The sequence below is a fragment of the Clostridium sp. AN503 genome (assembly GCF_040719375.1).
Taxonomy (GTDB): domain Bacteria; phylum Bacillota; class Clostridia; order Lachnospirales; family Lachnospiraceae; genus Brotaphodocola.
The window spans coordinates 1,594,740-1,608,678 of sequence record NZ_JBFDTP010000002.1 but is presented as its reverse complement, the minus strand read 5'-3'; the positions used below and the strand labels follow the sequence as shown (position 1 = coordinate 1,608,678).

Sequence of the window (13,939 nt, the reverse complement as noted above, 5' to 3'; positions counted from 1 at the left end):
TTAGTCTCTCCTATTTTCCATCTCTTCCAGCCTCCTGTTGGTGAACAGGAAGAACCGGTATATCAGCAGTGTCGTCACTACGGTGAAAATGGTCTCGGGTATGACGATCTCCCGGGCGTAATAAAAAACATCCAGCCTGTTCCGGATCAAAAACCTCAGCACATAAATGTAAACATTGTAAACCAGTTCATTCACAAGGCTCAAGATCAGCGGCAGCGTGATATAATCTTCATAGTAATATTTGGTACAGATCCCGTTAAAATAACCGATATTGACGAACAGCAGGGTGTAAAAGCCAAAAGGACCGCTGTAAAACAGATCCAGCAATATCCCGGCAAACAGGCCATAATACATCCCTGCCTGCTTCCCGTAGATAAACCCAAAGGAAAAGGTCAGGATCAGCAGCAGGTTCGGCGATGCCGACAAAAACGGGATCAGCGGAAACACGCAGTTCTGGATCGTAAAGGCCAGTATCATCAGCAGTACATTTAGTATTGTCCGTTTCATGAATCCTCTCCCTGAAGGCCAGACGGGTCCTGGGTCTGATCCTCTTTTAACTGTGTGATGACTAAGACCTCCTGAAGACTGTCAAACTTCGCCACAGGCACCAGGTAACCGGACTTGGTAAGCCGGGTCGGGTCCGTGGTGATATCCGTGGCATAACCGATCAGGATGCCCGGCAGGAACTTGGAGCTGACGTTGGAGGTCACGATCCTGTCCCCGTCCTTGATATCCCCATTCTGCAGGATATTGTTGATTCGGAGCCGGCCCTCACCAAACAGGGTCAGATCCCCCGCGACGATACAGGTATCCCCGGACTGCTGTGCCATGCCGCCCACCCGGCTCACATCGTCGATAATGGAACGGACCGTGGCATAATTGGCTCCCACATCGGTGACGATCCCCACCAGGCCGCCTCCGGCAATTACATTGGCATCCACCCGGACCCCGTCGGCGGAGCCTTTGTTGATCCGGAATACCTGGAACCAGTCGCCGGAATCCTTGGCAATGACCCTGGCTCCGATCTTCTCATACTGCATATACTCCTGATCCAGCTCATACAGGGACCGGAGCCGCTCCAGCTCGAACTGCTCTGCCTGAAGACGGCTGTTCTCCTCGATCAGGCTGTCGATCTGGTCCTGCAGCATCTGCCGTTCCTCCATGGCATTCTTCAAGGTACTGTAATTGGTGATGCCGTTGTAGAGTGAGGTTCCTGCACGGTTGACTCCGGACTGGATCGGGATCAGAAAATATCCGATACCGCTCCGCAGAGGGTTCAGGAATCCATCCATAAATGAGGTGACCCCGATCAAGAGAATGCAGAATGCCGATAAACCGATTAAAATGTATTTGCTGCGCTTTGATTCCATCTATCATAATCCCCGTTCTTTCAGACTGACATAGGAGTTGTCGCCGATGATAATGTGATCCAGAAGGCGGATATCTAAAAGCTCCCCCGCCTCCCGGATCCTTTTTGTAAGCCTGATATCCTCCAGGCTTGGCTCCGGGTCCCCACTGGGATGGTTGTGCACCAGGATCAGACTGACGGCCTGATGCCGGAGCGCTTCCAGGAATATCTCGCGCGGCGAAGCGAAAGAAGCATTCACCGTGCCCTGGGTCAATAAAACCTCCCCCAGCATCACCTGTCTGGTGTTGAACATCATCATGCGGAACTGTTCCTGTTCCTTGTGGCGCATGTCCTCCTGATAATAATCCGCCACATCCTTTGCATTCTGGAAGCTGAGCGGCTGCTCCAGATTCTTTTTCTTCCAGATGCGCCTTGACAGCTCCCCGATACACAAAAGCTGGATCCCCTTCACCTTGCCGATGCCCTTGACCGACATCAGCTGCGGCAGAGAAAGATGCAAAAGCCCTAAAATACCCTCCCTCGGATAGTTTAAGGCCAGTATTTTGGACGCCAGCTCCAGGGAGCTTTCCTCCTTAGAGCCGGTTCTGATAATGATCGATAACAGCTGGGCATCGCTTAGATGCTCAGGTCCCTCCCGAAGACAGCGCTCATAGGGCCGGGCATCGAGAGGCAGTTCTTTCATCGTAGTATGATTCATCATTTCCTCCTCACGCGACTCTCCAGTACGAACTCAGAAATGACCATGCTATTAGTTTACCACAAAACAAAATCTGTGTATACAAAAAATGGAAAACTTTAGAAAGTGTTAACAAACACGTTTTAAAGCGTCACCAGCCCGGCATCCTTAAGCTTCTGCAGGGATTTTAGGATCCCCAGCTTCGCATGGTACCAGGTCAAGCCGCCCTGGAAATATACCGCATACGGCGGTTTGATCGGCCCGTCAGCGGAAAGCTCGATGGAGGAGCCCTGTACAAAAGCGCCTGCCGCCATGATGACCGGCGCATCGTATCCCGGCATATCCCATGGCTCCGGCGTCACAAAGCTGTCCACGGGAGCGGCTGCCTGGATCCCCTGGCAGAATGCCACCACGCCTTCCGGCGTGCCAAAGGTGATGGCCTGGATAATATCGTGGCGGGATTCGGTGCTGTCAGGCACAACGGCAAAACCCAGCTTTTCATAAATATTGGCTGCAAAGATAGCGCCTTTCAAGGCTCCGGCTACCACCGTCGGTGATAAAAACAGCCCCTGGAAGAAGGACTGGTTGATTCCCAGGCTCGCGCCTACCTCCTTGCCGAGTCCCGGGGCGCTGAGCCGGTAGGACGCCCGGTCAATACAGTCTTTTCGTCCAACAATGTATCCGCCGATCGGAGCCAGGCCGCCGCCGGGGTTCTTGATCAGGGAACCGACGATCATATCTGCGCCCACATCCGTAGGCTCCATCCGCTCCACAAATTCCCCGTAGCAGTTGTCCACCATACAGATGACTTCCGGACGGATCTCCTTGATAAATGCGATCAGCTGCCCGATCTTCTCCACAGAAAGGGTCGGACGGGTGGCGTAGCCCTTGGAGCGCTGGATCGTCACCAGCTTTGTCTTTTCGTTCAGCGCACGCCGGATCCCCTCAAAGTCAAAAGAACCATCCTCCAGAAGATCCACCTGACGGTAAACGACTCCGTACTCTTTTAAGGAGCCTACGGATTCCCGGATACCGATCACTTCCTCTAAGGTATCGTAAGGCTTACCCACCGGAGATAAAAGCTCATCTCCCGGACGCAAATTGCCGGACAGGGCAATATGGAGCGCATGGGTCCCGCTGATCAGCTGCGGACGCACCAGGGCGCTTTCTCCGTGGAATGCCTTAGCGTATACCTCCTCCAGCGTATCCCTGCCCAGATCGTTGTAGCCATAGCCGGTGGTCGCCGCAAAATGGATGTCGCTGACTCTTGCATCCTGCATGGCCTTCACTACCTTCATCTGGTTGTACTCTGCGTTGGCATCGATCGCCTCAAACCGTTCTTTTAAGTGCCGCTCTATCTCTGTGCCGAACTTGAGCACCTCTGTGCTGATGCCCAGTTCCCTATACATCTGTTCCAGTTCCACTATTCTCTTTCTCCTCACTGTAAAGTTCATATAACAGCTACAAATTCACGTAATATATGGGCAAGGATCTTTTCCCTGTCGCCGCCGAACTCTTCCAGGATCAGCCACCGCACATCCCGCTCCCGCTTAAACCAGGTGATCTGCCGTTTTGCAAAGTGCCTGGTATCCCGCTTCAGCACGTACACAGCCTCCTCAAGAGTGCAGGTCCCGTCCAAATAATCCAGGATCTCTTTGTACCCCAGCCCCTGCATGGAGACCATGCTGCGGGTGCAGCCCATTTCTTTAAGCTTTTTCACTTCCTCCACAAGCCCTGCTTTAAGCATCTGGTCCACACGCTGCTCAATGCGGTCGTAAAGCGCCTGGCGGTCGCAGGTCAACACGTAATAAAACAGCTGGTACGGAGACGCCTTTTCCCGCTCTCTGCGGTTGTGTTCGGATATGGGTTCCCCGGTCATCTGGTAATACTCGATGGCCCGTATGACGCGCTTCCGGTTGTTGGCATGGATCATCCCGGCGGACTCCGGGTCGATCTTTGCAAGCATCTGGTGCAGGTATTCGCCGCCCTGCTCCTCTCCCAGCCGCTCCAGCTCCCGCCGGATATCCGCACTGCCCTCGTTTTCTTTAAAATCAATATCGTAGGCCAGGGCCTGGATGTAAAAGCCGGTCCCTCCTGTCACAATGGGCACATGTCCTCTGGCATAAATCCCCTCCATGGCTTCCTTTGCCATAGACTGGAATCTGGTTACATTAAATTCTTCCCATGGTTCCAGCACATCAATCAGATGATGTGGAATTCCCTCCATCTCTGCCTGGGTGACCTTTGCAGAACCGATATCCATATGTTGATAGACCTGCATGGAATCGGCGCTGATAATCTCCCCATTCAGTGCCTTTGCCAGTTGGATGGAAAGGGAGGTTTTCCCAACCGCAGTCGGTCCCGTCAGGATGATAAGTGGTCGCTTCATGGATATCCCCTTCTCTTTATCTATAACTTCAATTTACACAATCCGTTTAAATTTCTTTTCCAGCTCATATTTGCTCATGGAGATAATGGTCGGCCGTCCATGAGGGCAGGCGTACGGATTATCCAAGTCCAGAAGCTGGTCGATCAGCTCATCCGCCTCTACAGCGGTCAATCTGTGGTTTCCTTTCACAGCCGCCTTGCAGGACATAGTGGCGACCTTTGTATAGATCATCTCCGCATTTCCGGCAAGCGTATCCTCTGAAAGGCTGTCCAGCATTTCCATCAGCAGCTCTTTCTTTGCGATGGAAAACAGATTGTCCGGAACGCCCCGGACCGCATATTCTTTTCCGCCAAACGGTTCGATCTCAAACCCGATATCGGTAAAATAGTTCAGGTTTTTTTTCAGCATGACCTCTTCGTTGCTGCTCAGGGTCAGGATAATGGGCGGATTGACCATCTGGCAGGTGTACTGCCTGGTCTTTAAGGATCTCATGGTCTTTTCAAACAGGACCTTCTCATGGGCCGCGTGCTGGTCGATGATGTAGAGCTGTTCATTAAATTCTACCAGCCAGTAGGTGTCAAAGAGCTGGCCGATCAGCTTGTGCCGGCTCCGGGCCTTTGGCTCTAAAAGCTTCTCCTCAAAGAGATCCATCTGTACCTGGCGGGCAGCCGGTTCACCGGCGGGCTGCTCAGGCTGGGCGTTTAACTGCGTCGCCCCTATGGCTCCCGTTTCGCTGTCCATATCGATTGTTTTAGAAGGTTTTATCGGATTTTCCGGTCTTATTGGATTCCCTGTTCTTTCCGAATGCCGGCTTTCATAATCTCCATAATGCCCCATGGCATCACGGACCAGATTGTCTGACGGCTTCGCCGCCCTGTCCGCTTCATAAGTGCCGGCAGGCTGTGCAAACGCCTTCCATGCTTCTTCCTGAGTTGCTGTTTCACTTCCGGACGGTTTCTGATCCGTTCCCGCCACAGCCCCCTGCCCCAGCTTTTTCATCCGTTTCTGCTCAAACGGCTCCGGTATGGGAATCCGTTTTTCCTGGTTGATCCGGCGCAGCTCCCTGGCCTCTTCCTCCCGCTTTTTCTTTTCATCCAGCACGACCTCAGGGATCAGCTCTTTGTGCATCAGGGCGTCTGATATGGCGTCCCGGATCATCGTAAAGATCAGCTCCCCGTCGCGAAACCGCAGTTCCATCTTGGTGGGGTGTACATTCACATCCAAAAATTCCGGCTCGATGGAAAAGTGCAGCATGGTAAACGGGTATTTATGCTGCATCATGAAAGGCTTATAGGCTTCCTCGATAGCTTTGCAGATGATGCCGCTCCTGATATATCGTCCGTTAATAAAGTAATTTTCAAAATTCCGGTTGCTCCGGGCGATCACAGGTTTCCCGATAAACCCGGATACAGAGATCACTTCGCTTTTCCGTTCAACCGGAAGTAAGTTGGATGTGATCTCCCTGCCAAATACCGTGTAGATAATGTCCTTCAGATTATGATTGCCCGAAGTGTGCAGCTTATTCTGGTTGTTCTGGATAAAGCGGATGGATATCTCCGGGTGGGAAAGGGCGATCTTCTCCACCAAGTCCGCCACATGGGCGCCCTCCGTCATTGGGGTTTTCAAAAACTTCCTGCGCACCGGGGTATTGTAAAAAAGGTTCCGCGCAATGAACGTGGTCCCCTCCGGAGCGCCGATCTCCTCTAAACTCTTTTCTTCCCCGCCTTCAATCTGATAGCGTGATCCGGTCAGGCTGTCGCTGGTCTTGGTAATGACCTCCACCTGCGCCACAGCCGCGATACTGGAAAGCGCCTCGCCGCGGAACCCCAGGGAAGATACGGTAAATAAATCCTCCACGCTCTGGATCTTGCTGGTGGAATGGCGCAGAAAAGCCAGGGGGATATCTGCTTTCGGAATCCCGCAGCCATTGTCCGTCACCCGGATAAAGGAAATACCGCCCTCCCGGATCTCCACCGTAACAGCGGTGGCCCTGGCGTCGATGGCATTCTCCAAAAGCTCCTTCACCACGGACGCCGGGCGCTCGATGACTTCTCCGGCTGCTATTTTATTGATCGTATTTTGGTCCAGCACATGGATATTGGGCATAGTTTATATCTCCTTTGCATATGCACATTACACTGCTGCCTGCTGTCTGAAATGTGGGGCTTACACTTCTCCGCCCCAGCGGTTCTTAAGCTTCGTCTGCATGCGGTACAGGATATTCAAGGCGTCGATGGGCGTCATATTGCCCAGCTCCAGGCCTTTCAGCTCTTCTATGATGTCATCCTCCCGGACCGTATCAAACAGGGTGAGCTGGCTTAGCTCCACCTCGTCCGGCTTCGGTACCGGCTTGTGGCTGACGGCAGTTGCATTTCCTTCCGCGATCTCCCGGGTGCGGGTCGTCAGATCTGTGTCGATCAGCTCTTCCACCAGCTCTTTTGCCCGGTTAATGACCGTATCCGGCACGCCCGCCAGCTTCGCAACCTGGATGCCATAGCTCTTGTCTGCCCCGCCCTTTATGATCTTGCGCAGGAACACGATATCGTCCCCCTGCTCCTTCACCGCGATGCAGTAGTTGTTGACGCCGCTCATGATCCCTTCTAACTCGGTCAGCTCATGATAATGGGTGGCAAAGAGCGTCTTGGCTCCCAAAAGCTTCGTGTTGCTGATATGCTCCACCACGGCCCAGGCGATGCTCAAGCCGTCAAAGGTGCTGGTCCCGCGCCCGATCTCATCCAGGATCAGGAGACTGTTGCGGGTGGCATTTCTCAGGATATTGGCGACCTCCGTCATCTCTACCATGAAGGTGCTCTGTCCGCTGGCTAAGTCGTCTGACGCTCCCACACGGGTGAATATCCGGTCGCAGATCCCAATATTTGCCTGGTCCGCAGGCACAAAGCTGCCGATCTGCGCCATCAGAACGATCAACGCAGTCTGGCGCATGTAGGTGGATTTCCCCGCCATGTTTGGACCGGTGATGATGGAGATCCGGTTCTTCCCGTTATCCAGGTAGGTGTCATTGGCCACAAACAAGTCATCCCGCATCATTTTTTCCACCACCGGATGACGGCCGCCCTTCACCTGGATCGTGCCTTTTTCGTTGATGGACGGTTTTACATAGTTATTCCTGGTGGCTACCGTAGACAGAGAAACATAGACATCCACCGTTGCAATGGCCCGGGCTGTCTGCTGGATGCGGACCACCTCCGCTGCTATGGCGTCACGGACCTGGCAGAACAGTTCGTATTCTAAGGAGAACAGCTTGTCCTCCGCTCCCAGGATCACATCCTCCAGGTTCTTAAGCTCGTCCGTGGTATACCGCTCCGCGTTGGTCAGGGTCTGTTTGCGGATAAAGTAATCGGGAACCATGTCCTTAAAGGAATTGGTCACCTCGAAATAGTATCCGAACACCTTGTTGAACTTTACTTTCAGGTTCTTGATGCCGGTCTTGTCCCGCTCCCTCGCCTCTAACTCCGCCAGCCAGGTCTTCCCCTCCGTCTTTGCGTGGCGCAGACGGTCTGCTTCCTCGTGAAAACCGTCCTTTATGATGCCGCCCTCCCGCACAACGATGGGCGGCTCCTCCACGATAGCGCTCCGGATCAGGCTCTCCAAATCCTCCAGCGGGTCCAACGCTTCCTCCAGGCTGCGCAGGTTGGGGCTTGTAAATTCTTTGAGCAGTGTCTTGATGTGGGGGACCATGGCAATGGAATTGCAGAATGCCAGCAGATCCCGCGGGTTGGCGGACTTATAGCTGATCCGCCCGATCAGACGCTCCAGGTCATAGACGGGATTTAGATACTCTCCCAGTTCTTCCCGGCTTATGTAGTTTAGGTTCAGCTCCTCAATGGCAGTCTGGCGCTTCAGGATCTCTTCCCGGTCAATGAGAGGCTGCTCGATCCAGGTGCGCAGAAGCCTTGCGCCCATGGCCGTCCGGGTCTTGTCAAGCACCCAGAGAAGGCTTCCCCGTTTCTGTTTTTCCCGCATGGTCTCAAGAAGCTCTAAGTTCCTTCTGGTGGACGCGTCTAATACCATGTAATTGCCGGTGGAATAAGGCACAATGGTGGTCAGATGGTCCAGGGTGTTTTTCTGGGTCTCGTAGAGGTACTGGAGCACGGCCCCAGCCGCGATCACGCCGCAGTCATAGTCCGCCAGCCCCAGCCCTTCCAGGCTTCCCACCTTGAAGTGCTCCCTCAGCACCTTCCTGCAGCTCTCATCCTGGAAATAATGGGAATCCACCGTGGAGCATGCAAAATGATACCGGTCCTTTAAATCCTCCAGGCTGATGCCCGACATGGAAAAGGCATCATTATAGATGATCTCCGCGGGGGAATATTTATTGATCTCATCATACAGGGAACGCTCGGAGGACACCTCCGTCACAAGGAAATCCCCGGTGGTGATATCCGCTACCGACACGCCCATCCGGTCGCCCAGATAGACGATCCCCATCAGGTAGTTGTTCCTGGTCTCGTCAAGGGCCTGGGCACTGGTGATGGTACCCGGCGTGACCACCCGGATCACCTCCCGTTTCACCAGTCCCTTGGCCTGCTTCGGGTCCTCCATCTGCTCTGCGATGGCTACCTTATAGCCCTTCTGCACCAGCCTGCTTAAATATGCATCCACAGCATGATAAGGAACGCCACACATGGGTGCGCGTTCCTCCAGCCCGCATTCCTTTCCTGTCAGGGTGATCTCCAGCTCCCGCGATGCGGTCAGCGCATCGTCGAAGAACATTTCGTAAAAGTCGCCCAGGCGGTAGAACAGGATACAGTCGTGATATTGTTTTTTGGTCTCCATATATTGGACCATCATTGGTGATAATCCAGCCACAGTTTACTCCTTATCTTAAGTCAGTTCTATTTGTCTTTGTTGTTGGCAGCCACAAAGGATGGGCTTCGGTGGGGGCGGGCGGCATCTTCTTGTATGGCCGCTGGCCATACAAGAAGCATCGGAGATTCCTCCGATGGAACTTGCGGAATAAAAATACGCTTACAAGCAAGCTTGACGCGGATTTTTATTTCGCAAGTTCCGCCGCCCTGAATTGTTGCCCCATGTAGTAAAACCCTTTTGACTCTTCCAGGTATACGTCCACGATCTTTCCTATGAGGCTTTCGTCTCCAGGGAAATGGACTACGGTATTGTTGGTCAGCCGTCCTGTCACATAGCCTTCCTTGTGGTCGTCCAGGCACTCTACCAGGATCTTCTGGACCGTGCCTGCATCTTTTCCGCAGACCTCCGCGGAAATATGCTGGACTTCGCGCAGAAGCCGGTCAAACCGGGCTTTTACCACATCCTCCGGCACCTGGTCCTCCATGGCGGCGGCAGGGGTCCCGGTACGCTTGGAATAGATGAAGGTGAACGCGCTGTCATAGCGCACCTTCTGCACCACATCCATGGTCTCCGCAAAATCTTCATCCGTCTCACCCGGGAATCCCACAATGATATCCGTGGTCAGGGAAATATCCGGCACTGCCGCGCGGATCTTATCCACCAGTCTTAAGTAGTCTTCCTTCGTGTAGCGCCGGTTCATCACCTCAAGCACCCGGCTGCTCCCTGACTGGAGCGGAAGATGCAGGTGATTGCACACCTTTTTGCAGTCCCGCATGGCCGCGATCAGGTCGTCCGACAGATCCTTCGGATGGGACGTCATAAAACGGATCCGCTCCAGTCCCGGTATCTTGTCCACTTCACGGAGAAGCTCTGCAAAGGTCATGGGAGTCTCTAAATTCTTTCCATAGGAATTCACATTTTGTCCCAGGAGCATCACCTCCACAACGCCGTCCGCCACCAGCTTTTTGATCTCTGAAAGGATATCCTCCGGCCGGCGGCTGCGCTCTCTGCCCCGCACATAGGGAACGATACAGTAGCTGCAGAAATTGTTGCAGCCAAACATGATGTTGACGCCGGACTTGAACGGGAACTTCCGCTCTACCGGCAGATCCTCCACGATCTCCTTTGCGCTGTCCCAGATGTCGATCACCATCCGCTGCCCTGTCATCCGGTTGTAGATCAGCTCCGCCAGCTTAAAAATATTGTGTGTGCCGAAAATGATATCTACAAAAGAATAGCTCTTCTTGAGTTTTTCAATCACCGACGGCTCCTGCATCATACAGCCGCAGAGGGCGATCATCATATCCGGGTTCTTTTTCTTTAAGGTATTGAGATATCCCAGTCTGCCGTAAACCCGCTGATTGGCGTTGTCACGGACCGTGCAGGTATTGTAAAGGACAAAATCAGCCTCCTCGCTGTCCGTTTCCTGAAAGCCAATGCGCTCTAAAATGCCCAGAAGCTTCTCGGAATCCCGGGCGTTCATCTGACAGCCAAAGGTGTTGATCATACAGGTCAGCGGACGGCCTTTTTCCTCCGCCCTCTGCTGCACAAGCTGTTTCATCTGTTCCATAAAATACATCTGCCGCTCCGGTTCTGCTTCAGGGATCCGGATATCCAGGCAGTTATCTGTCGTTTGATCCATATTTGTTTTCTCCAAATTTTCTAAATAAGCGTCAAAAAGCCAACTTATACATTATAAACAGAAAGATTTGAAAAATCAACAAAAGTTTAACGCACCTGACCGTTTCCGTATATGATGTATTTGGTCGTGGTAAGCGCCTCCAGCCCCATAGGCCCTCTCGCATGGAGCTTCTGGGTGCTGATCCCGATCTCCGCGCCAAATCCAAATTCATTTCCGTCTGTAAAGCGGGTGGACGCATTGACATAGACCGCAGCGGCATCCACTTCATTTAAAAATCTCTGGGCATTCTCGTAGTCCTGTGTGATGATCGCCTCCGAATGCCCGGTATTGTACCGGTTGATGTGGCGCACAGCCTCATCCAGACTATCCACCAGCTTTAACGAGAGTATGTAATCCAGATATTCCGTTCCCCAGTCCTCTTCCACTGCGGGGGTAAATCCCGGAACGATCCCGCACGCTTCCTCATCGGCGCGGACCTCCACCTGTTTTTCAGACAGCCGCTCCCAGAGTAAGGGCAGGAACGATTCTGCCAGCGAGCGGTGAACCACCAGGGATTCACATGCATTGCAGACGCCGATCCGCTGTGTCTTGGCATTGACAATGATGTCAAGCGCCATGTCAGGGTCTGCCGACTGGTCCACATAGATATGGCAATTGCCGGTCCCGGTCTCGATCACCGGGACCGTGCTGTTTTCCACCACGGTCCGGATCAGTCCTGCGCCGCCGCGGGGGATCAAGACATCCACATACTGGTTCATCCGCATAAACTGTCTCGTGATCTCCCGGTCTGTGTCGGCGATCAGCTGCACAGCATCTTCCAAAAGCCCCGCCCGGGCAAGCCCTGTCCGGATCCAGCGCACGATCTCCTTGTTGGACTCAATGGCATCGCTGCCGCCTTTTAGGATAACCGCATTGCCGGTCTTAAAGCAGAGCCCGAAGGCGTCCGCAGTCACATTGGGACGCGCCTCATAGATGATGCCGACTACCCCCAGCGGGACCCGTTTTTTTCCAATCAGAAGGCCGTTTGGCCTTGGTTTCATGGACAGCACCTCGCCCACCGGATCATCCAGGGCCGCCACCTCCAAAAGCCCGTCGGACATGGCCTGGATCCGGGCCGGCGTAAGCTCCAGCCGGTCGATCAGGGCGGGGCTCATGCCATTTTTCGTGGCGCGGATCACATCATCCTGATTGGCTGTCAGAATATCCACCTCTCCATCCAAAAGAGCCTGGGCCACCTGTCTGAGCCCCTCGTTCTTCTCTGAAACCCCAAGGTTGTTAAGCGCTGCCGCCGCCTGTTTTGCACGTCTGCCGATCTCCATCAGTTCCATACTCCGTCCTCCTGTTTTCTGTATCCATCCGCCTCTGTTACAAATTGCAATACTATCTGCAATGATAAATCCGTTCACTTGTTACGATCATGTCCACCTGCCTGTCAAAGCCCTCTGCCGGAAGCTTGGGCAGGATCTGAAACGGGTATGCCAGCGCAATCCTCTTATGCTCCGGCTCTGTCTCGAAAAAGCGGTCGTAAAATCCTCCTCCATATCCGAGCCGCGCGCCCTCCGGCGTAAATGCCAGACCGGGAGTAAGTACAACGGAAGCCCTGGTGTCCGCCAGTGGACATCCTGACACCGGTTCCGGAATCCTCATACATCCCGGCTCCAAATCCTCCATTCCACGGATCCGGTAGAAGCGGATCACATCCCCTTCTACCCGTGGGACAGCCACCGGGATATTCCTTTGCCACAGCCGTTCCATCAAAGCACGGGTATCTGCCTCTTTGCCGATGGAGACATAGCAGTAGACGGGAAGCTTCGTCCCTTCCCTCAGTTCCGGAAGACTTAAAAGATTTTCAAGGACTGCCTGATCCAGGTCCCTTTTCTGCGTTTCATCCAGTTCTTTCCGCAAGCATTTTATCTGCGTCCGGATGGCTGTTTTCTCGGTCAATGAGTGACTCCTCCATGCTTCTTGCCAAGATCGGTAATGGTGCCGTCCTCCTCTTTTATGGAGATATTGTTCAGATTGGCCCGCATATTGGTGCGGATCGCTTCGATATATTCTTTCCTGAGGGCTGCCTGCTCTTCCTTTTCTTCCTCTGTAAGCCCGGTCGCCTGGGATTTGTGATATAAGGTGTTGATTCTGTCTATCTTGCTCTGGTCCATTTTATTGCTCCTCCTAATATTTGTAATTGATATAATCCATCAGGTCAAAATCCAGATTGGCATGGGCCAGGAACAAAGTACCCTTCTCCCTGCCTCCCATGATCTCATGGATGACCTCCACATCCTCACCGTTAGCGATCACCATATCGGAACCGCTGTCCGTGGCGATCCTGGCAGCCGCCAGCTTCGCCGACATGCCCCCGGTGCCAACGTCGCTGCCGGAGGTATCCTTGCCCATATGAAGCAGTTCCGGCGTGATCTCCTGGACCATGCTTATAAACCTTGCATCCGGGTTCTGGTGCGGGTCATCGGAGTACAGCCCGTCAATATCGGACAGCAGGATCAAAAGATCCGCTCCGATCAGAGCAGCCACGATCGCGGACAGCCTGTCATTATCCCCAAACTGGATCTCGTGGGTGGAGACCGTATCATTTTCGTTGACAACCGGCACGGCTCCCAGGTTCAAAAGCTCGTCAAAGGTATTCTGGGCGTTGTAGCGGGACACCTCGTTGACCATGGTATCCTTGGTGAGCAGCACCTGCGCCGCCACACAGTTGTACTCTGCAAAAATCTTCTGGTAGACCATCATGAGCCTGGCCTGGCCTACCGCCGCGAACGCCTGCTTCTCCGAGATCGTCTCCGGACGCTTCTGTCCGCCCAGGGCCTGCCTTCCCGCCGCAATGGCGCCGGAGGAGACTAACACCACGTCCCGGCCTTCCCCCTTTAGATCGCAGATGATGCGGATCAGCCGTTCTACTTTCAAAAGGTTCAGCGCTCCCGTGCCCGGATGGGTCAGGGAAGACGAGCCGATCTTGATCACGATCCGTTTTTTATCCTTCAGTTTTAATCTGTCTTCTGTTAACATAATTCCTCC

12 protein-coding genes are annotated in these 13,939 nt (G+C 53.6%); all 12 read right to left on the bottom strand.

All coding sequences use genetic code 11. The annotated features are described in order from the left end of the window. A complete protein-coding gene (mreD, locus tag AB1I67_RS14695; protein ID WP_367030615.1) occupies window positions 1-507 on the bottom strand; it encodes a rod shape-determining protein MreD in 507 nt (168 codons plus the stop codon). After that, entirely contained in the window at window positions 504-1,370 is an 867-nt protein-coding gene (gene mreC / locus AB1I67_RS14690) for a rod shape-determining protein MreC (protein ID WP_367030614.1), read from the bottom strand. Before mreC ends, mreD begins: the two co-directional genes overlap by 4 nt. Before the next feature lie 3 nt (window positions 1,371-1,373). Further along, complete coding sequence (gene radC, locus AB1I67_RS14685) at window positions 1,374-2,069, bottom strand: DNA repair protein RadC (RefSeq protein WP_367030613.1); 696 nt, start codon at window positions 2,067-2,069, stop codon at window positions 1,374-1,376. A 119-nt stretch (window positions 2,070-2,188) separates the two neighbouring features. Then, window positions 2,189-3,499 (bottom strand): methionine gamma-lyase family protein, encoded by a 1,311-nt coding sequence (locus tag AB1I67_RS14680; RefSeq protein ID WP_367030612.1) that lies wholly within the window; start codon window positions 3,497-3,499, stop codon window positions 2,189-2,191. Further along, window positions 3,496-4,434 carry a tRNA (adenosine(37)-N6)-dimethylallyltransferase MiaA gene (miaA, locus tag AB1I67_RS14675; protein ID WP_367030611.1) on the bottom strand — a complete coding sequence of 313 codons (939 nt, stop codon included), beginning with the start codon at window positions 4,432-4,434 and terminating at the stop codon, window positions 3,496-3,498. Before miaA ends, AB1I67_RS14680 begins: the two co-directional genes overlap by 4 nt. Window positions 4,435-4,467: 33 nt before the next feature. Then, window positions 4,468-6,540, bottom strand: coding sequence for a DNA mismatch repair endonuclease MutL (gene mutL, locus AB1I67_RS14670; protein ID WP_367030610.1), 2,073 nt, complete (start codon window positions 6,538-6,540; stop codon window positions 4,468-4,470). A gap of 60 nt (window positions 6,541-6,600) precedes the next feature. Next, window positions 6,601-9,246 (bottom strand): DNA mismatch repair protein MutS, encoded by a 2,646-nt coding sequence (gene mutS / locus AB1I67_RS14665; RefSeq protein WP_367032623.1) that lies wholly within the window; start codon window positions 9,244-9,246, stop codon window positions 6,601-6,603. 202 nt (window positions 9,247-9,448) lie between these two features. Then, window positions 9,449-10,906, bottom strand: coding sequence for a tRNA (N6-isopentenyl adenosine(37)-C2)-methylthiotransferase MiaB (gene miaB / locus AB1I67_RS14660; protein ID WP_367030609.1), 1,458 nt, complete (start codon window positions 10,904-10,906; stop codon window positions 9,449-9,451). A gap of 86 nt (window positions 10,907-10,992) precedes the next feature. Further along, the gene (locus AB1I67_RS14655) at window positions 10,993-12,234 is read right to left on the bottom strand and encodes a glutamate-5-semialdehyde dehydrogenase (RefSeq protein ID WP_367030608.1); all 1,242 of its coding nucleotides are present in this window, start codon (window positions 12,232-12,234) and stop codon (window positions 10,993-10,995) included. Window positions 12,235-12,286: 52 nt separating this feature from the next. Next, window positions 12,287-12,850: a 5-formyltetrahydrofolate cyclo-ligase gene (locus AB1I67_RS14650; protein WP_367030607.1), complete on the bottom strand. Its 564-nt coding sequence runs from the start codon at window positions 12,848-12,850 to the stop codon at window positions 12,287-12,289. Then, entirely contained in the window at window positions 12,847-13,065 is a 219-nt protein-coding gene (locus tag AB1I67_RS14645) for a DUF896 domain-containing protein (RefSeq protein WP_367030606.1), read from the bottom strand. Before AB1I67_RS14645 ends, AB1I67_RS14650 begins: the two co-directional genes overlap by 4 nt. A 13-nt stretch (window positions 13,066-13,078) precedes the next feature. Continuing rightward, complete coding sequence (proB, locus tag AB1I67_RS14640; RefSeq protein ID WP_367030605.1) at window positions 13,079-13,930, bottom strand: glutamate 5-kinase; 852 nt, start codon at window positions 13,928-13,930, stop codon at window positions 13,079-13,081. Between the last annotated feature and the right edge of the window lie 9 nt (window positions 13,931-13,939).

What these genes read in the sequence shown, in the direction of transcription:
- mreD (WP_367030615.1), bottom strand. Translation starts at nt 507, where the DNA reads ATGAAACGGACAATACTAAATGTACTGCTGATGATACTGGCCTTTACG.
- mreC (WP_367030614.1), bottom strand. Translation starts at nt 1,370, where the DNA reads ATGGAATCAAAGCGCAGCAAATACATTTTAATCGGTTTATCGGCATTC.
- radC (WP_367030613.1), bottom strand. Translation starts at nt 2,069, where the DNA reads ATGATGAATCATACTACGATGAAAGAACTGCCTCTCGATGCCCGGCCC.
- AB1I67_RS14680 (WP_367030612.1), bottom strand. Translation starts at nt 3,499, where the DNA reads ATGAACTTTACAGTGAGGAGAAAGAGAATAGTGGAACTGGAACAGATG.
- miaA (WP_367030611.1), bottom strand. Translation starts at nt 4,434, where the DNA reads ATGAAGCGACCACTTATCATCCTGACGGGACCGACTGCGGTTGGGAAA.
- mutL (WP_367030610.1), bottom strand. Translation starts at nt 6,540, where the DNA reads ATGCCCAATATCCATGTGCTGGACCAAAATACGATCAATAAAATAGCA.
- mutS (WP_367032623.1), bottom strand. Translation starts at nt 9,246, where the DNA reads ATGATGGTCCAATATATGGAGACCAAAAAACAATATCACGACTGTATC.
- miaB (WP_367030609.1), bottom strand. Translation starts at nt 10,906, where the DNA reads ATGGATCAAACGACAGATAACTGCCTGGATATCCGGATCCCTGAAGCA.
- AB1I67_RS14655 (WP_367030608.1), bottom strand. Translation starts at nt 12,234, where the DNA reads ATGGAACTGATGGAGATCGGCAGACGTGCAAAACAGGCGGCGGCAGCG.
- AB1I67_RS14645 (WP_367030606.1), bottom strand. Translation starts at nt 13,065, where the DNA reads ATGGACCAGAGCAAGATAGACAGAATCAACACCTTATATCACAAATCC.
- proB (WP_367030605.1), bottom strand. Translation starts at nt 13,930, where the DNA reads ATGTTAACAGAAGACAGATTAAAACTGAAGGATAAAAAACGGATCGTG.